This window comes from Candidatus Obscuribacterales bacterium (genome assembly GCA_019744775.1).
Taxonomy (GTDB): Bacteria; Cyanobacteriota; Vampirovibrionia; order Obscuribacterales; family Obscuribacteraceae; genus SBAT01.
In genome coordinates this window covers 1-19,493 of sequence record JAIETZ010000001.1, presented here as the reverse complement: position 1 = coordinate 19,493, position 19,493 = coordinate 1, and the positions used below count along the sequence as shown (strand labels likewise).

The 19,493-nt window shown below is 46.1% G+C and carries 16 protein-coding genes; 6 read left to right on the top strand and 10 right to left on the bottom strand.

The features are described from left to right. Positions 1–43: 43 nt before the first annotated feature. Entirely contained in the window at positions 44–916 is an 873-nt protein-coding gene (locus tag K2Y22_00080; GenBank protein MBX9876829.1) for a hypothetical protein, read from the bottom strand. A gap of 111 nt (positions 917–1,027) precedes the next feature. On the opposite strand from K2Y22_00080, the gene K2Y22_00075 reads away from it, so the two are divergent. Beyond that, positions 1,028–2,617, top strand: a complete 1,590-nt coding sequence (locus K2Y22_00075) for an amino acid permease (GenBank protein ID MBX9876828.1) — start codon at positions 1,028–1,030, stop codon at positions 2,615–2,617. 5 nt (positions 2,618–2,622) lie between these two features. Next, positions 2,623–2,844, top strand: a complete 222-nt coding sequence (locus tag K2Y22_00070; protein ID MBX9876827.1) for a hypothetical protein — start codon at positions 2,623–2,625, stop codon at positions 2,842–2,844. A gap of 98 nt (positions 2,845–2,942) precedes the next feature. Here K2Y22_00070 and K2Y22_00065 read toward each other — a convergent pair whose 3' ends face one another. Then, entirely contained in the window at positions 2,943–3,296 is a 354-nt protein-coding gene (locus K2Y22_00065; GenBank protein MBX9876826.1) for a hypothetical protein, read from the bottom strand. Positions 3,297–3,522: 226 nt separating this feature from the next. Between K2Y22_00065 and K2Y22_00060 the strand changes: the two genes are divergently transcribed. Further along, positions 3,523–4,311 (top strand): TIGR00282 family metallophosphoesterase, encoded by a 789-nt coding sequence (locus K2Y22_00060; GenBank protein ID MBX9876825.1) that lies wholly within the window; start codon positions 3,523–3,525, stop codon positions 4,309–4,311. A 139-nt stretch (positions 4,312–4,450) separates the two neighbouring features. Here K2Y22_00060 and K2Y22_00055 read toward each other — a convergent pair whose 3' ends face one another. After that, entirely contained in the window at positions 4,451–4,918 is a 468-nt protein-coding gene (locus K2Y22_00055; protein ID MBX9876824.1) for a hypothetical protein, read from the bottom strand. Between the two features lie 97 nt (positions 4,919–5,015). Beyond that, positions 5,016–5,387 (bottom strand): hypothetical protein, encoded by a 372-nt coding sequence (locus tag K2Y22_00050; protein MBX9876823.1) that lies wholly within the window; start codon positions 5,385–5,387, stop codon positions 5,016–5,018. A 354-nt stretch (positions 5,388–5,741) separates the two neighbouring features. On the opposite strand from K2Y22_00050, the gene K2Y22_00045 reads away from it, so the two are divergent. Both K2Y22_00045 and K2Y22_00040 read left to right on the top strand, forming a co-directional pair. Then, positions 5,742–8,498 (top strand): TIGR03960 family B12-binding radical SAM protein, encoded by a 2,757-nt coding sequence (locus K2Y22_00045; GenBank protein MBX9876822.1) that lies wholly within the window; start codon positions 5,742–5,744, stop codon positions 8,496–8,498. Between the two features lie 18 nt (positions 8,499–8,516). Next, positions 8,517–10,376, top strand: coding sequence for an Rne/Rng family ribonuclease (locus K2Y22_00040; GenBank protein ID MBX9876821.1), 1,860 nt, complete (start codon positions 8,517–8,519; stop codon positions 10,374–10,376). A 70-nt stretch (positions 10,377–10,446) separates the two neighbouring features. Here the strand turns inward: K2Y22_00040 and K2Y22_00035 are convergent, their stop codons facing one another. From K2Y22_00035 to K2Y22_00010, 6 genes are all read right to left on the bottom strand, one after another. After that, positions 10,447–11,565: a glycosyltransferase family 4 protein gene (locus tag K2Y22_00035; protein ID MBX9876820.1), complete on the bottom strand. Its 1,119-nt coding sequence runs from the start codon at positions 11,563–11,565 to the stop codon at positions 10,447–10,449. Between the two features lie 54 nt (positions 11,566–11,619). Next, positions 11,620–12,675 carry a hypothetical protein gene (locus K2Y22_00030; protein MBX9876819.1) on the bottom strand — a complete coding sequence of 352 codons (1,056 nt, stop codon included), beginning with the start codon at positions 12,673–12,675 and terminating at the stop codon, positions 11,620–11,622. A 353-nt stretch (positions 12,676–13,028) separates the two neighbouring features. Further along, positions 13,029–13,262, bottom strand: a complete 234-nt coding sequence (locus tag K2Y22_00025) for a ferrous iron transport protein A (protein ID MBX9876818.1) — start codon at positions 13,260–13,262, stop codon at positions 13,029–13,031. Next, positions 13,249–13,782, bottom strand: coding sequence for a transcriptional repressor (locus K2Y22_00020; protein MBX9876817.1), 534 nt, complete (start codon positions 13,780–13,782; stop codon positions 13,249–13,251). The genes K2Y22_00025 and K2Y22_00020 overlap by 14 nt, the downstream gene beginning before the upstream one ends. Before the next feature lie 106 nt (positions 13,783–13,888). Continuing rightward, the gene (uvrA, locus tag K2Y22_00015) at positions 13,889–16,765 is read right to left on the bottom strand and encodes an excinuclease ABC subunit UvrA (GenBank protein MBX9876816.1); all 2,877 of its coding nucleotides are present in this window, start codon (positions 16,763–16,765) and stop codon (positions 13,889–13,891) included. 121 nt (positions 16,766–16,886) lie between these two features. Next, positions 16,887–17,960: a WG repeat-containing protein gene (locus K2Y22_00010; protein MBX9876815.1), complete on the bottom strand. Its 1,074-nt coding sequence runs from the start codon at positions 17,958–17,960 to the stop codon at positions 16,887–16,889. Between the two features lie 269 nt (positions 17,961–18,229). Between K2Y22_00010 and K2Y22_00005 the strand changes: the two genes are divergently transcribed. After that, positions 18,230–19,493: glycoside hydrolase family 5 protein (locus tag K2Y22_00005; protein MBX9876814.1), on the top strand; the 1,264-nt coding region annotated here is incomplete at its 3' end.

The window sequence follows — 19,493 nt, the reverse complement described above, 5'->3', positions numbered from 1 at the left end:
ACGATTGTACAGAAGAAGCGGAGAAAAGCCTAACGAAGTTAATCTAGCGAGGGCTCAATATTTGGTTAGGCAGTGCCTGGTTTGGTGCAGGTACGGGCACTTTTGCCGGCTGGTTTACGACACTTGTTTTTGGCTTTGTTGCGCTATTTGGACTGCCGACATAGCCTTCAACTGATACAGTGCCGGCGCGGCTAATGGTGGCACTTGCCTTATTCTCGTTTGAGTTTTGATTCTGTGCGCTTTGAACTGCATTCTCAGAAGCTGTTGCTTTTGGTTCTTCAAGCTGCACTTCTTCGGAGAATCCAATTTGCTGCAGTCTCTTGTAAGCTTGTTGACCGGTAACTGATCTTGGCTCATTGGAGACAATATCGACAAGAGGTGAAAGAGCTTCTGGATAACGGTTTTGGCGAATGAGAAGTTCTGCCTTTAAAAGTTGTGCCTGGTTTTTTAATTGCGAGAATTTGGTAGCTTGTCTGCGTTCCAGTTCAGCTTGGGCTTTAGTTGCTTCATGCTTGGCGAAAACTGATGAAAGCTTGTAGTGAGCATTTGCCATATCCGTTAGCCACTCACAAAGTTGATAAACACTTTCCTGCAAATCTTTTGTTGGACGCGCTGTAGCAATTGTCTGTTTCAAACTTTCAATTCTTGCTTGCGCATCAAGATGGTTGAGAGGCAATTGTTGATATGCACTCTGTGGATTTTGGATTGGCATATTGCCTGGTATAGGCGCTGTCACTTTGGGCTGCTGAACTTGTTGAGTTTGAACTTGAGCGGAGTTGTTTTGTTCACCGAATCCACCGGGCAAAGGCACTTGTGCCTGTACTTGAGAAGCAAAGCCTATAGTAATCAGGAGGCTGTTGCTAAGGAGGAGATTGCGCAAGCTTGTCGGTAAGTAAGTTGGTGAACAAGTTTTCATGCGTGCCCTCAATTTGTTGTAGTAACTCTACTGATCGGTTATTTAGAGGCTGATTGTAGCAAATAAAGTAAATCACCGGATAGAAAGGTCACTTGGTGTTAGGATTTAGCGATGGTCAAGCGCTTATTTGCCACCAAAAATACTCAAACGCTCATTGACGAGGCCTATCATCCCGAGCGGATGATGAAAAAGACTTTGTCGGTTTTTGATCTGATCGCTTTTGGTGTCGGTGCCACAATAGGCTCCGGAATTTTTGCTCTTACTGGTACTGCTGCTGCAGGAAGCGTGGGGCAAACTCATGATTGGCTATCCACACCAATCATGAACTTTATTCTCGGTTCGGATATGGGCCGTGCTGCTGCCGGACCTGCCATTGTAATTTCATTTATCCTGGCGGCAATTGCCTGCGGTTTTGCTGCTTTGTGTTATGCCGAACTGGCATCCACTATCCCTGTCTCAGGATCAGCTTATACATTTGCTTATGCTGCACTTGGACAAGTGGTGGCATGGGTTATCGGTTGGGATTTGATACTGGAATATGCGGTTGGCAATATTGCTGTCGCTGTTTCTTGGTCGGACTATTTCTTGCATTTTTTCAACGCTTTTACAGGACTTAAATTGCCGTTATGGCTGACAACTGATACGACAACTGCAATGACGCGGATTGCGCAGATGGCAAATCAGCCGCATCAACAAAGTCTTTACTCCAGTCTTGATTTGCCGAATTTATTCGGGCATCAAATTGCCATTAACGTGCCGGCATTTGCCATCGTGGCATTTATCACATGGCTTCTAGTAGTGGGAATAAAAGAAAGCGCCTGGGTAAATACACTTGCTGTAATCATAAAAGTCGGCATAGTGCTATTTTTCGTAGGCTATGGCGCAGGATTTGTAAAACCTGTTAACTGGGTGCCATTTGCTCCAGGTGGCTTAGCCGGCGTTATGGGTGGAGCGGCCATTGTATTTTTTAGCTTCATCGGATTTGATGCTGTAAGTTCCACCGCTGAAGAAACCAAAAATCCACAGCGCGATATGCCCATTGGCATGCTTGGCAGTTTGTTCATATGCACCATTTTGTATGCTGCCGTTTCGCTTGTTTTAACCGGCATCATGCCTTACCAAAGATATGCTAACGACGCAGCTCCCGTGGCGACAGCTCTTGCACAGAGTGGACAACCCTGGGCGGAAATGGTTGTTGCCCTGGGTGCGCTTGCCGGTATGACATCGGTGCTTCTTGTTTTTCAACTTGGTCAGCCAAGAATTTTTATGGCAATGGCTCGCGATAGGCTTTTACCTAAAATGTTCGGCAAATTGCACCCGCGTTTTCGCACGCCATTTGTGCCGACTATTTTGACGGGCGTTTTTGTAGGTGTTACAGCTTTATTTATGGACATTGGACAAGCTGCCGAATTGACCAATATAGGCACGCTGGCTGCGTTCATTATTGTCTGTGGCGGAGTGCTTGTATTGCGTAAAACAGACAGCGCACGCCATCGTCCCTTCTCTTGTCCTTTTGTTCCCGTTGTTCCAATTCTGGGAATACTATTTTGTTTTGTCTTAATGCTTAGCTTGCCGGTTATTACATGGTTGCGATTTTTTGGCTGGTTGGCTGCCGGCATGGCAATTTATTTTGCCTATGGTTATCGCCAACACCATCTTCCGGAAGCAGCACTTGAGAAACTGCCGACGGAAAAGGTCTGATTGATTTGGTTGAATATCAACAGCTTGCCAGGGATGAAAGCTATCCGGATAAGTTGCTAAAACTCTGGGAAGAAGTTTGCCGGCTCTACGGGCGTGGCGTAATCGGACGCTATGAGCTTGATGAAATGAAGGCTATTATTTGGCCGTTTCTGCGATATTTGTGCCGCCTTAAGAAGTCCGTTGAGAGCGCCTTTCGACAAGAACAGACTGTGTACTGCCGCACTTAATTAAGCCACCTAGCTAGGGCGGCGTGTGTTCTAATTCTTTATCGATCAACAATTTGATTGCTTCTGTTTCCAATAAAGCCTCGTTTATAGTGTTGTAACTATTGTTTTTTGCTTTGACTCGATTTATTTGAAACCGGCTGCTTCTTTTTTGACAGGCGAGCCAATTGTGCATCAATTCGAGCTAATTCGTCTTCCAGTGTTTTGGCTGTTTCCTGAGCGCCGGCAAAATCTTGTCCGGCTGATTTGGATTCTCTTTCGGCAGTTTGTAATTCGCGCTTGCTTACTACACCTTCTTCAATGAGCGATAAGAAAAGCTTGGCACGCTTTTCCAATTCCTGATTACGCTCTTCTTTTTCAACTAAATCGGAGTGTGCCGCTTCCAATCTTGTTACAACATCTTGTCTGGTTGTTTTTAGTTGATCTTCTGATAAATATTCAACGGGAGTAGCCATGGGAAAATTCATGTTGAACCCTGAAGGTACAACAATAGGTGGCGGTGGCGGCACCAGTGCCCCTGCTTTCGGCTTTTTACAGATTGCCGGGGTGGAAAATTGAAAAGCAATAAAAAGGGTTAAAAGGCACACGGCGCTTGCCCTGGATATTGATTTATCTGTTCTTGATTTACTAGCCATACTGTTAATTGTAGGGTATTCTCAATTCATGGACTCATCTAAAAATCTGACTATTTTGTTTCTGGGGGATGTAATCGGCAAGCCAGGAAGGCGCGTCGTTGTTGAATATCTCAATCAGCTTGTAAACAAACCGGATCTTATTATCTGCAATGTGGAAAATGCCGCTCATGGTTTTGGCGTGGTAGAAAGGCATATTGAAGAACTTACGCAAGCCGGTGTGAATGTGTTCACAGGCGGTAATCATACTTTCGATCAACGAGAAATTTTTAGCTTCATCGACAAACACAACAATGTATTACGCCCAGCTAATTACCCTGAAGGAACTCCGGGAAAGGGGTTTTGTATCGTTGAAGCAAAAGGGATAAAAGTTGGTATTTTGAATATTCAAGGGCGGATATTCATGGAGCCTTTGGACTCTCCCTTTATGGTGGCAGATCGGCTTATTGCTGAAATGAGCAAAGAAGCAAAAATAATTTTTGTCGACATGCATGCCGAAGCCACTGCTGAAAAGGCGGCGATGGGTTGGCACCTTGATGGGAAAATTTCTGTTCTTGTCGGCACTCACACGCACGTGCAAACAGCAGATGAAAGAGTATTACCCGGTGGCACTGCTTATTTAACTGATGCAGGATGCTGTGGACCAACAGACGGTGTTATTGGCATGGACAAGCAGTCGGTATTTCGCCGCATGATCAATCAATTGCCGGCGCGCTTTGAAGTAGCTGCCGGTCCTGCCATGGTCAACGGAATGCAATGCGTGATTGATATAAATTCCGGCAAGGCAGTCTCGATCGGTCGAGTTCAATACAAGCAATCCAACGGCAAGTTAGATTAGCGAGTCTTCGACCTTTTTTGATTGTTTTAGGCTCCGGTTTCGGCTATCGCCTGCACCTTTGCTCGCCATCCGGCATTACAAAAACGCTTTGCGGCGACCTTACCGCGTCGATGACCCACTGGGTCATCTCATGCTGCGCTTACTGCTGAACTAATGCTGCAACTTTACTTTCGATTGTTTTTGAGTCGACTTCGCCGTTGGCGCTCCAGATTTTATGTCCGGTTTTATCCAGCAGAACTTCCTGGGGGATATAGCCCTGATAAAAGTTCTTGATCATTTGTTTGGCTGATTCTGTTTTTGCGTGATCAACATCTATCACGATGAACTTAATTTTGCTGTCCTTGAAATGTTTGTAGAGATCGACCACACGTTTAGCTTGTCGATTTGAATTGAGATCTCCTGAGGCGGCAAAAAATATAAACGTAGGACGTCCTACTTCATGTTCGGTGTCGTCTATTTTTGTTGCCAGAATAGGAAAACCGCTGTCGGTGTCCTGATAATAAGAAATGCCGTCCCGTAGACGCAGATCTTCGGCGGCAATGGCCGCCAGGACCGGGTTAAGAGCCAATACGGCTACTACAGTGGGCTTCAGTAGTTTTTTGAACATTTTTCCTGCCTCAATCTCCCAGCGGGTCTATTGTAGGACATCGACGCCGGCTAAATTGGAAAGTGCCTGCGACTTGAATCCATTAAGAGTTCTAAATCTATTCGCCCTGGCCTGGCTCGCTGAAGTCCGAAGCGCGCAAATCATGGACAAAACGCACCCACTTCTGGTGCTCATAGCTCATTGAATAGTGGTAAAGCGAATTCAAAAGCCGTTGCCCTGATTCAGAGCCGGCAGAAAAGGTATAGTAATTGCCGTCTAGGTCTGATTTGTAGCCCAATTCAAGCTCTTTTGGGCTTATGAGCTTGGTGTCCAACTGATTTATAGAAATTTCGTAGTGAAGGACTTTATCGGCAAGGGATTCAGGAGACTTGCCTAGGCGCTCGAATAACCAGGTGGCTAAGACTTCCTTGGCAGGTCTCTGGGGGTCGGCTGCCTGTAAATATCTAGAAAACTCTTGCAAAATGTCCATATTAGTATTGTAAGCGCTTAAGCTAGTTCAAGTTAGGGCTGCCAAGGGGCGAATTATAGTAAATCTTGCCAAGATGTGTTAGAAACGAGCCTGTTTGTTGTAAAATATCCTTGAAGCGCCAAGTTGGTGCGTCACAAGGTTTTATAAACCACGTTAGTGGTTGCCGGGAAATATTCAGACATCTTCAGTTGAAGGCGTCTTGAGATATTCAAGACAGACGATGAATTGCCTGGTTCGCCAATTTTGGCTCAGGTTTTGCCGTTAGGCTAATGAGACATCCAGTGAAGTTTTTGGAGATACGTCATCAGTAATTCAGTAGTCGGCCCACAGGAATTGGCCGGCATTTATCCCTATTTGAGTAATCTTTCTACCGAGCAATTTAGCCGCATTTTGACGGATGAATTGCTATGTCAGGTAGAGCGTCCAGGACAGTATCTCGGAAATGAATGGGGTGCTGCGCATAAGGATTTTGATGTAGCTTCTGTGCGTATGGCTTTAGCCTTTCCGGATCTCTACGAGTTGGGGATGTCTAATTTTGGGCAACGGATCCTCTACAACATCGTTAATCGTGAAGAGGACTTCCTCTGCGATAGGACCTATTGTCCCAATACTGATTTGCAATATCTATTGCGTGATAAAAAATTGCCTTTGTGGGGTTTTGAATCACGTAAGGAATTAGGCGCATTTGAACTAATTGGTTTTTCACTGGCTTACGAATTGACCTATACAAATGTGTTGAGCATGCTTGATATGGCGCAAATGCCGGTTGTCGCAAGCGAAAGAAAAGGAATTTTCCCGCTTGTATTTGGCGGCGGACCAGCCACAGTTAACCCAGAACCCATGGCGGAGTTTTTGGACTTCTTCGTAATTGGTGACGGAGAGGCGGCAATTCCCGCCATCATGGAACGCATCAAGATTTTCAAAGAAAATCTTCTGAAAAATGAACTGACCAAGCATGATCTGCTGGTCGATTTGGCTACCAATGTGCCTGGAGTTTATGTTCCAAGTCTTTATGAATATACAGATGGTCCTGTGGCAAAACCGATAAAGGACTTTAATATTCCTGAGCGTGTTCATCGGCAGATCTATCCTTTGAATGATAGTAATCAACCAACAGAAGGTCCTATCTCCTATCTGAATTTAGTTCATGACAGGCAGGTGCTGGAAGTAAGACGTGGCTGTGATAGAGGATGTCGCTTCTGCCAACCAGGTTATACATTTTTGCCGGTACGTGAAAGAAGTGCTGACGACTTGCTGCGTTTGTCTAAAGAGTCCTTGCAAAAATCCGGACACCAAGAATATTCCATGTTGTCGCTTTGCGTAAGTGACTACACGGCTTTACATGAAGCTGTTTCCACCTTGAATCGCGAGCATAGTCAAAAACGCGCATCACTTTCTTTCCCCAGCCAACGCGCCGATAGGATGAATCTTGATGTTGCCGAAGAATTGAAAGTAGTCCGCAAGAGCGGAATTACCTTGGCTCCGGAAGCAGGCACTGAACGCTTGCGTGCTGTCATAAACAAAGGACTTAGCCACGATCAAATTATCTCCGCAATCGAGTCTGCTTATAGTTCCGGGTGGTCATCGGTAAAACTTTATTTCATGCTTGGCTTGCCCACTGAAACAGACGAAGATCTCTTTGGCATTTTGGACATTTTGAAAGAGGCAAGTGAGCGTTGTCGAGTTATTCGCAACACCGATAGAGTTAAATACCGCCGTGGCATCGAATTTACCTGCACAATGTCCAACTTCGTGCCAAAGCCATTTACGCCTTTCCAGTGGTTTGCTCAAATAACCAGGCAAGAAACAACAAGACGACATACTGTCATGCGTCAGAAAATGAAAGAAATGGGTTTGCGCAATGTTACCCTTAACTTCACTTTGCCTGAGACAAGCCTTTTGGAGGCAGTCATTTCCCGCGGTGACAGAAAAGTCGGCAAGTTGATTTATCAGGCATGGCGCAATGGTGCCCACTTTGATGCCTGGGACGATCGTTTCAAGCCTCAGTTATGGCACGATACGGCTTGCGAACTTGGTGTTAGTCTTGAAGATCTGGCTTGCCTTGATAGAGAAGTCGGTTCGAAACAACCATGGGACGTTATCCATATAGGACTGTCTGACTGGTGGCTTGTTAAAGAGTGGGAAAAAGCATTAGCTGTTAAAGAAACGGCTCCCTGTACTGAAAACACTTGCCACGCTTGTGGAGTCTGCACGGAACTTGATACAACACACTTATTGGCTGCGCCTCGACCGGAGCAGCTCAAGAAGAACCCCTTCGTGAAAGAGTTGGCTGTCTATAAACATGAAGACGACAGTCACCCATCGCTCTTTTTCATGAAGCCGGAAGAGCCAAAAGATAATGCGACGAAAACTAAGATTCGCTTTGAATTGAAAAAACAAGGCGATCTGAAATTTGTCGGACACCTTGATTTGCAGCATGCGCTGGTGAGAGCAATTCGCCGCGCGCAAATTGAGATTGCCCATACGGAAGGCTTTAACCCAAGCCCGAAATTGGCGCTTGCCAGTGCCCTTCCGTTATTGCAGGAAAGTTTAGCTGAGGTGGCGGAGATAGAATTGTCTGAGTTAATTGCAGCTGATGAATTTATGCAACGTGTAAATTCAATGCTGCCTTCTGAACTTCAAATAGTCAGAGCAAGAATGGTGGCATTGCGTTCACCATCTTTGGCGACCGGTTTAAATGGCGCTTCTTATAGAGTTGTCGCTAACGGTCAATTAACTCAGGAAGAAGTTTTGCGTGCAAAGACGCTTATTGATGAACTCATGCAAAAGCCGAAACTGGAAGTCCAAAAGACAACCAAATCCGGCGTTGAGCAAATGACGGACATCAAACCAGGCATTTTTGCCCTAAAGGTTGTTCAGGAGTCACCACTGACTCTAGAACTAGATTTGGCAACCGGCTCGAAAATGCATGTCAAACCAACCGATGTGTTGAATTTGATAGATGCTTCTTTGAACCGGCCAAAAGTGATCTGGAGCATCACCCGTACAGGGATGTTTGCTTCGGGCGGGGTTTCACTATTCGACCTCGACGATGGCCTTGCGGTTTCACAAGATTCCGGCAAGACCTTAGCGATGGCCGATCAATCGTAATAAGGAAAAACACAACTCATGAAGAAGTCAATTGTTATTTCAGAACAAGATAACATTGGGGCATTACTGGAAAACGACAGGGTAGTTGAGTTCTTTGTCAATCGCGGTGAACTATTGCTTGGAGACATTTACACGGCGTCCGTGGAAAATATTCTGCCTGGTATCGACGCTGCTTTCGTTAATCTCGGCAAAGACAAAATGGGATTCTTGCATGCCAATGATGTGCCCGGACAAGGTCCATTGAAAGAAAGACTTGTTCCAAAACAAAAACTATTGGTACAGATTACAAAAGAGCCGACAGGACACAAGGGACCACGTGTCTCGACAGCAATAAGCTTGCCTGGTCGCTTTTTGGTTCTGGTTCCTGAGGAAAGAGGAGTATCTGTTTCACGTCGCATAAGTGAAGTGAAAGAAAGATCACGTTTAAAATCAGTCGTTAACCTGCTGAAGCCACCGGGTGTGGGCATCATCATCAGAACAGAAGGCAAGGGACAAGGCGAACAAGAACTGTTTGAAGACTTTGAAGTTCTTTGGGATCGTTGGCAGTCAATTGTCTCTAATGCCGAAGCGTCAATAGGACCGGCGTTAATCTATCGTGATCAAGATCTTCTTTATCGTGTCATTCGCGATGCTTATTCATCCGATATCAACGAAGTCATTGTAGATAGCGAAGACGGGCAAAAGCGTGCATTGCAATACTTGTCCGGCTGGGCATCAAGAACAACTCAAGTTCTCTGCCACGAGAGCCAGGAGCCAATTCTAGTCTCGAAAGGTATCGACAAGGAAATTGAAGATGCGCTGGCTGAAAAGGTTGATCTGCCAAGCGGCGGGCACTTAAATATAGAGCCGACCGAAGCTCTAACAGTAATCGACGTTAACTCGGGCAGATTTACCTCCTCTAGAACACAAGCAGAAACCGTGCGCAGAACAAACATGGAAGCTGCACAAGAAATTCCAAGGCAGCTGCGTTTGCGTAATATAGGCGGCATGGTCATTGTTGACTTTATCGATATGGAATCGAGAAAGGATCAACAAATGGTATTGGAAGCGTTCCAGCGCCATTTGGAAGAAGATCGCGCGAAACCGCAAATTGGACAATTGTCCGATCTAGGACTTGTGGAACTGACGCGTCGCCGTCAGGGTCAAAGCTTGCGTGAGCTGTTTACTGTTCATTGCTCGCATTGTGTCGGCTTAGGTGTAACGCCTGTTCTGGAAATTTCTTCTGTTGACGGACGTAAGATTATTAGCCTTAAGCCAAGAGAAGACGAGAATATGTTAAGAGGACGTAATCGTCGTGGCGGCGGCAGGCAGCAGCAAGCTGCAGTGTTCCGCGCAGCCAGTGCATCAGGCGGACGCATTCAACCGACAATTGCTCGTGTTGAAGAAGTAGTGCCTGAGGAAATTTTGGAACAAGTTCCTGAAGAACTTATTTCCGAACATGCTGCTCAACGTGAAGGCGGCCGATTTGGAGTCGAAGCGAGCTTTGAATCAAAGGCTGGACGTTTCCTGGATACGGAAACTGATGACGAGAGCCTATCTGAAGCAGAACATGCTTTTGAAGAAGAGTTGGCAGAAGAAGCTTCACATGACCATAGACATGATGAGCCGGAAATGGAGCATGAGCATTCTGATAATGACGAAATGGATGCGCCGTCTTACAGTCCATTTGAAGCAGAACCGGAGCCGATGGCCGGAGTATTCCGTCTAAAGGCAAAACCTGATCATGAATCGTCTGCAGACGAAGAGATGCTGACGATACCTGTTATCAATGGCGATGAACTGGAAAGTTCAGTTGACATGCAACAGCTGACGCTTGGCTCAAGCAATTGGCAAGGTGAACAGTTGGAGCTGCCTGTATCTGATAGCGACGAGAAATAACTATTTTCGTATCGTGATTATTTTGAATCCTCGTCACGGTCAGCCGGGCGAGGATTCATTTTTAAATGGTTTAGTTGTCTTTCAATACGTGCAGTTCGCGCAGAGATTCTTGTTTTTTCAAACGCATTGCTAGTCTTATCGTCTCCACAAATTTATCAACAAGGACTGAAGGAGCAAATCTTTCGCGCACTGACTGAGCGCATAAGACAGTTTTTTTGGCGCAAGTTGCATCATTGCGTAATTGCAAAATACGTGCGCTTAGAGCCGATGGCTTCGAAAGGTCGTTTAGCCAGTAGTCATCTTCCAGGATATATTTGCCGCCGTCGTGGGCGTGACAAATGATTGGAATTTCGGCAAGTGCTGCTTCGACAATTACATTGCCAAAGGATTCTTGCAGGCTGGCTAAGGCGAAAATGTCGGCTGCTTTGAGATAGCTTGTAACCTCACTCTCGTTGATTGTCAGCCATTGAATTCTGTCGCCTAGTTTCTTATGAGCTAGGTCTTTTAAATAAGCAATGTCCGTTTCCGGTTGACCGCAAAGCAATAGTTTCACGCGGCGATCATTGATTGATGCAACCTCATCAATAAGATAGTCTATCCGCTTGTGATAGCAGTTCCAGGCGGAAATGGAGATGATGACCAGATCGTCATCGGCATAGCCTAAGCGCTGACGCAAAGTTTTTCGATCATAGGCTCTATCGTCATGACCAACGCAGTTCGGCAAAATAGTCATGGCTTCCTTAGGCAAGCCGGCAAGAATTGCTTCATCGTACGAGCTTGGTGTCAGATGTTGTATGAAGTCAAAACCTTTGTATGTTTGAGGTCTGAATGCTCCGCCATTGGAAAAGACGATCTTGTAATTGGAACGTGTGAGCGTGCGTATATGCGGCAAGAAATGTGCAAAGGGGACGTCTTTTGTCCAGACTACGTCCGGTTGCCATTCTGTAAGCTCCGGCCAGAAAAAGGAAGCGAAACTTATTTGCTCAATAACATAGCTGAATTCCCAGAAGCGCTGCTCGTTGATGCGCGTGAGCGGCCCCAAAAAATTGATTACCTCATTTCTGGGCAGATTGCTAACCGGTAATCCGTTTTCGTGTTTGCCGCCGCAATACAAGCGAACGTCCAATTCCGGATGATCTTTTAAAGCCTCGTACCAACGATTGGTTGATATTTCGAAGCCGCGATTCACGTTGCCCAGACCGCAACTAATTAGCGCTAGCTTTGTTCGGCGATGAAGCATGAATTACGGTTGGGCTTTCGAATACATGGAGAGGCTATAACCGAAGCGAACTGCATTGGATGTTAGTTCCGGAGGCAGAATGCTTGCTTCGACGGTGGCACTGGGATCCTTCTCTAAAAGTCCGTAAACATAATTGATGTCTTCCGAGAAGTGCTGATCTTCAACATAAAAGGCGCCTATGTACTTGCCGCCATGGACAAATACCAGACATGTTGCTGCAGCTGAGGGTAATTGAATTGCCAAACAGGCTGTCTGACCTTTTTCAGTAAACCAGCCAAGCAAATAGTCCATGTAGGATTTAGCATCGAGATCGTCTGATCTGTTTACCGGATAACCCATAAACAGAGCCGACATTGCCAAAGTTACAGCTTCTGGTAAGTCATACACCTGAACTTTTGTGTCGGTGACTTTCAAATCATTGAGCATGAATTGCAAGGACTGCTCAGTTGGAAATGCTTCGTTCATCGACTTGCATCCATAGATGCAGCCAACGCAGCGCCCTTTGTAAATGAGCAAAGCTGCGCGTGAGAGACGGTCTTCGCAAATTGCTTTGACGCAAGCAGTGCGCATGCCTCCTTCAAGATCGGTTATGAGCCACTCGAGGTCATATTCACCGATATTGAAATTCATCGCCTCCTCAGCTTGAAGAGGCGGCATTATTAGGTCAATGGCGCGCTTCAGCTGAAACTTGCGAGGGTTTGTCTGTGCCCAGACGCGAAAGGCGGCATCTTGCGGATTCTCACCGTCAACAACGGGAGCTTGTTGTTGTTGCCATTGTGATGGCGCACTCTGACTGCCACCTGCTCCCATGGAGGACATAGAGGAAAATCTTGATGAAAGTAGGATGCGATTGTTTGTCACGCAAACGAACTGTCCAAGGACTTCTTCTCCAGTCTTGAGCTTCTGTTCGGTGGGCAGGAATCCCGGTAAACTGTCCTTAACTAGAGTCACCGAATAGCCGCCCGGCTCAGGACCTAAAACCTTTGCCGTGACGTTCTGACCAGCCTTATAGCCCGGTAGATTCCACGGATTGATTGGTTTTTGAGGCGCTGGACTCATAGACTCCTGACTCTTTGCCAGTGGTGTTGGTAACTTCCATCTTACCTAATGTTACTTACCCAGAACCCTGTTCAAAGTTTCATTTAGTAAGCGCTTGACATCAATATTTTTGGCGCCATAAGCTCTTTCCAGTTTTATCGGCTGCGCTTGGCTTTCGGTTAGGCAGGGACTAGGATTTGCCTCCTGCATTTTGTGGCAACTAAGGCAGCTGCCAAGGCATTGTGGATCTAAATCAAGCCAAGTATTACAGCGCGGGCAATAGGCGCCTGTCGCTTTGACGGATGGTTCGGCAACAATAAAAAGGCAGTTTGGGCAGAGGAGCTTTTCGGCTAATAGCTTTCCTGTCTCCATTTCTACTCCGCGATTCGGGTTTCTATTGACTCGGCTATTCTACGCCCGATGGCAATCTCTAGATTGTTCTTGGATACTATTACTGGTCCGCCGTTGATATTTTTTTCGATGCGAATTTGGCTGCCCTCTTCCAGTCCGAATCTTAGAGCCTGCCAGGTGATTTCTTCGTTTGTAATATTTGTAACCGTTAGAAGTTGCCCTTCTTTGGATTCAGATAAGGGGTTACTTTTGGACATTTTCATCATCTACTGAAGGCTTCTTGGATTTTTGTTCTTCTTTGTCTTTGCGGCAGTCTGGACACAGTCCGAAGATTTTGAATTGCGCATCAATTACTTCAAAGCCGTAACGTGCGCCAATTTGTTCGCCGGCTTCTCCCAGGAAATGATCTTCGAATTCAAGTGTGAGATTGCAGTTTAGACAGATGATGTGCTGGTGAGGGAGATCTTCCAGCTTGAGTTCATAGTGCTTGTGACCTTCGGCAAAATCAAGTTCGCGCAAGAGACCCAGTGACGATAAAAGTTTGAGTGTCCTGTAGGTTGTAGCAAGTGAGACGGGTGATCCTTGCTCATTCAGCTTGCAATAAAGCTCATCTGCTGAAAGGTGGGTTCCGTGTGGCAGCTCACGGAAGATTTGCAGAATGGTCTCTCTTTGAGAGGTAATTCTGTGCCCACGCTTACGCAAGCTCTCAAATAAAGCCTGTGAATTGGTTTGTTCTGAGTCTTGTTGAGCTGGATTTAGGACTTCTGTAGCAGCCATGTTTTGAACCCGGAGTGGGTTTTGTTCCGCCAAATACGAGGGCTCTTAGTTTAGCTCTTTGCCTCCACAGTGACAACCGGATTCAAAGAGGGCTTGACAAGGGGTTCTATACCTTAACTGACCTATGTTTGAGCATATTTTTCAGAAATTGGCCAGTATGAGAAATATTAGACTTTGCAATCTCCTCAGGTGTGCCTTGGGCAATTATTTGCCCACCGCGGTCACCGCCCTCTGGTCCCAGGTCAATTATCCAATCGGCTTGCTTGATTACATCGAGGTTGTGTTCAATAACAACAACTGTGTTCCCTGAGTCGACAAGCTTGTTCAACACGTGCAAAAGCTTGTCGACATCAGCAAATGATAGACCGGTTGTCGGCTCATCGAGAATATAAATCGTCTTGCCTGTAGAGCGACGCGACAACTGTTCGGCTAATTTGACGCGCTGTGCTTCGCCGCCGGACAGAGTTGTCGCCGGCTGACCGAGTTTTATGTAATCGAGACCAACTTCGTGCAATGTGGCAAGTTTGGATTCGGCTTTTGGAATGTTGGCAAAAAATTCCAGAGCTTCTTCTACAGTCATTTCTAAAACATCAGCGATAGATTTTCCTTTGAATTTTACTTCCAGTGTTTCTCTGTTGTAGCGAGCGCCTTTGCAAACATCGCAGGCAACAAAAACAGAAGGCAAGAAATTCATTTCAATTTCGTTCATGCCCTCGCCGTGGCAAGCTTCGCAGCGACCACCTTTGACGTTGAAAGAAAAACGTCCAGGTTGATAGCCGCGTGTTTTTGCTTCTGTCGTCATCGAGAACACTTCTCGAATTACATCAAACACGCCTGTGTAAGTAGCCGGGTTTGATCTGGGTGTGCGGCCGATAGGCGATTGGTCGATATCAATTACTTTGTCCAGATGCTCAAGACCTTCCACTGCCTTAAGTCCATTTGGTGCGGGAACAATACCGCCCATATGATGGCGCAGGTATTCGTAAAGCAAGTCATTTATCAGTGTGGATTTGCCCGAACCGGATACGCCTGTAATTGCGACAAATTTCCCAAGCGGAATATCGACGCTAACATCTTTGAGATTATTGCGTTTGGCGGAAATAATCTTTAGGCTTAATAAGCTGCCTGGTCTTCTATGCCTTGGCGTTGGAATTTCCTTGCGCCCGGAAATATAGGCACCGGTGGACGAAGATTTGGCAGCCATAATGTCTTCGATCGAGCCTTCGGCAACTAAATTGCCGCCGTGAAGCCCGGCACCTGGACCTATATCTATAATCCAGTCGGCTTGTTTTATCGTTTCTTCGTCGTGCTCCACCACTAAAAGTGTGTTGCCTAAATTTTTCAGATGTTTCAGAGTGTCGAGCAGGCGATTGTTGTCTCTTTGGTGCAATCCAATAGATGGTTCATCGAGCACATATAGAACGCCTGAAAGCCCGGAACCAATTTGTGTGGCTAATCGAATTCGCTGCGCTTCCCCGCCCGATAATGTACTTGCTTGTCTGTCTAAAGTAAGGTAATCCAAGCCGACATCATTGAGGAATTTTAGACGCGAGTTAACTTCTATAAGTACTTGGTGAGCGATTGTTTTTTGTCGGGCGCTCAATTTGCTTGGCAGTTTATTGAAAAACGGTATAGCATCAATTACAGGCAATGCACAAACTTGAGCAATGGAAAGATCGGCAACTTTTACTCCCAGGGATTCCGGTTTTAAACGAGCGCCTTTGCAGTCTTCGCAAGGCATCTGTGTCATGTAATTGCCGAGATCTGCCCTTACCTTATCCGATTGCGACTCTTCGTAGCGACGTTTTAAATTCGTGATGATGCCTTCGAATTCTTTGCGGTATTCCCACCATTCGCTTCCATCGAATGAATCATGGGCAAGTTTTATTTTTTCACCGGCAGATCCATAAAATAGAGCATGGCGGTGTTTAATATTCAGTTGGTCAAACGGAACATCCATACTGAACTTATAGTGTTTTGCCAAAGATTCCAGAATTTGCTGATAGTACTTGTTGCCTGTTTTCGCCCATGGGTAAATGGCACCTTCGCGCAAAGTCTTTTTGTTGTCCGGCACTATTAGCTTTGGATCAATTTCGTATGAAAATCCAAGTCCATGGCATTCAGCGCAGGCTCCATACGGACTATTAAAACTGAAACTACGTGGAGCTACTTCGGAAAAACTTATATTACAGGTGGCGCAAGCAAATTGTTCGGAGAACATGAGCTGGCGTTTTTCATCGAGCACATCGACAAGAACAACTGATTTACCCCACTTAAGAGCTAACGAAAGACTGTCGGCCAAGCGAGAGGCAATTGATTGTTTTACAACCAATCTGTCTATAACAAGTTCAATTGTGTGCTTTTTGTTTTTGTCGAGACTTACTTCATCTTCCAGCGCTATTACTTCGCCATCTACTCGGGCGCGGGCAAAGCCTTCTTTGCGTAAATCGTTGAAAAGGGACTGGTATTCACCTTTCCGTCCTGTTACAAGAGGCGCCAAGATTTGAATCTTTGTGCCTTCGGACAATTCGAGAACTTGGTCGACTATCTGATCTATTGTTTGTGGATTGATTAGTTGTCCGCATTTAGGACAGTGCGGTGTACCTATGCGTGCAAACAACAAACGCAAATAGTCATAGATTTCAGTTACTGTGCCGACAGTTGATCGTGGATTGTGGCTGGTGGATTTTTGATCTATTGAAATCGCCGGCGACAAGCCATCGATATGATCGACATCCGGCTTATCCATTTGTCCAAGAAATTGTCTGGCATAAGATGAAAGTGATTCGATGTAGCGCCTTTGTCCTTCGGCAAAAACCGTGTCGAAAGCTAGAGACGATTTGCCGGAACCGGATACGCCCGTTATTACGACCAGCTTATTGCGCGGAATAGACACATTGATATTTTTCAGGTTGTGCTGGCGCGCGCCGCGAACAACAATAGCGTCCGTGGTCTCTGGCTTTGGATTATTTTTTGTAGGCATTCTGAGTAGGCATCCTAACTCTTCCAACTAAACATGGCAGGCAAGTAGCCCTGCATTGCCGGAAGTCTAATTATAGAAGTTTTTAGCGATTCCTCGCCAGCCTTATCAAGTGAGCGGGTTCTTATTTGTTACTTGGAGTAATCATGACCGGCGCCAAACCTCCGGAAAACTCCCAATTTCCCTCAAATTGAGGCTCAATGACTATATTTCCGGTTGTGTCTATATATCCCCACTGACGGCCTACCCTCACGGCAGCAAGCCCTTCCGAAAACGGATCGGCAGCATCAAACTGCGCCTTGATGGCTATTTTTCCAGTTTTGTCGATATAGGCCCATTTGCCGACGATCCAGGATTTCGTGCCTAGACCGGTTGGTTTCCATTTGCCTGTTTGGACAGCTGCCAGACCTTCAGAAAAATGATGTGCGTTTGTGAATTGCGGGCGGATAACCAATTTGCCAAATTTATTCATGTAGCCCCATTTGTCCGGCACATCCTTGCCCTGGAAGTGACCAACTGCTACTCCAGCTAAACCTTCCGAGAAGGTGATTTGTTGATTGAATTGCGGTTCGATTGCTTGATTGCCGTTTCTATCAATGTAGAGAAATTGGCAATCACTTGCGTAATAACTGTCTGAATGTTGAGAATAAAATTGCGTGGACTGGTTGATAACGGCTGCAAGCCCGTCGGCAAAAGGACAAGCTTGAGAATAAGTCGGTGCAATTGCAAATTTGCCGGTCTTATCGATGTAACCCCAAAGATAGTTCTTTTGAACAGGACAAAGACCATCGACAAACCAAGCGGCATCATCAAACTGAGGGGCAATTGTCATGTTGCCGCTCTTGTCGATGAAACCCCATTTACCTGTGGCGTCTTTGTAGGCATCTGCCAATGGACCACTCGATGGAATACGTATGGAAGCAAGACCTTCGGAGAATCGGCATACTTTGTCGTATTGAGGATCAAGAACCATCGCGCCCGACTTATCGATGAACCCCCAATTACCATCTTTTTGAACTGCAGCTAATCCTTCCGAAAAGGCGTAAGCATCTTGATACTGTGCTGCAATGCTTAACTTTCCTGAACGATCTATATAACCCCATAGTGGTGAAACATCGTTAGCATTTACTTGAATTGAATTTGTAAGTGCGAGAGTGGTGCCTAATATCAAACTTAGTGTAACTGTAAGTTGTTTCATAAGTAAGTGCAAATTCTCCATTGGATCCGTTTAATTGTAGCACCGCATGTGGTGCAAACTCGAATTGGAATTAGAAAAATCTCGGAAACGTTAGTCTGATGCGACCTTTGGGCATACGTTAGTTAACGGCTGGATCGAATCTTAAAATCAACCCCCTAAACGCCCAAACTGTTTCAGTAAGTACAAATACTGTTTCACTCTCGTTGTTGCGTCTTTCTGGCGCGAAACCAACGATAGGCAGTTGAGTGTAAGCCTGGAGGAGCATTTCCATGGCAGACCATTCATTAGCTTGCCTATGGCAAGAAAGACGATCTCGAACATCAAAGTTCCATTTACTATTCACGTTGCTAGTTGCGATGATGTTCGTGGTATTTCTGCTGAGTGCGACAGTGAAATCAGCCCAAGCAGCTCCCGGTGGAATGGTCTACGAGGGAGTGAATATCTCTGGGGCGGAATGGGGTGAGTCAAATATACCTGGTACATTTATGGTCCACTATATTTTTCCAACAGATACTGAAATAGACTATTTTGCAAATAAAGGCATGCGGGTAATCCGCGTGCCGATTCTTTGGGAAAGAATTCAACCTTCAGCCAATGGTGCTTTAGATGCAACATATCTCGGACGACTAGATGCAGTTGTAGTGAAAGCAACTTCAAGAAATTTGGCCGTTGTAATTGATTTACACAATTACGGCGCATACCGTGGCATAACGGTAGGTGTTCCTGGGGGACATCCAAATTCTATGTTTGCCGACATCTGGACTCGTCTGTCCACACGCTACAAAAATTACCCCAAAGTTATTTTTGGTTTGATGAATGAACCTGTCGGATCGACCATGACTTCTACAACTTGGCTTGCATCATCGCAAGCTGCAATAAACGCAATTCGTGCAACAGGTGCAACGAATCTAATTCTTGTCCCGTCCACGTACTGGGGACACCCAAAAGATTTTGTGCAAGCAAATGCGTCAGTGATGATCAATGTTACTGATCCTTTGAATAATTATTCTTATGATGTGCATCAATACCTGGACTATGATGGATCGGGTTCTCATACGGATTATTTAAGCCCTGCAGATGCAGTTGCTACTCTAAGTGGCTTTACGAACTGGCTGAAGACAAATAATCGTACTGCTTTCCTCAGTGAGATCGGAGTCACTTCAAGTGCTGGAGCGTGTGCCTCACTTGCCGCAATGCTTCAGTACATGCATGCCAACTCGGCCCAGTGGGACGGATATACGTATTGGTCTGCTGGGCCGTGGTGGCAAGGTTATATGTTTGGAGTTGAACCTGTAAATGGACAGGATACTCCACAGATGACAACGCTTATTAATAACTTAGACAGTACATCTACGCCACCGCCACCACCACCACCGCCACCACCACCACCACCACCACCGCCACCACCACCGGCGCCTACACCACCGCCACCACCACCACCACCACCACCACCGCCACCACCACCGCCACCACCACCACCACCACCACCACCGCCACCACCACCGCCACCACCGGCGCCTACCCCACCGCCAC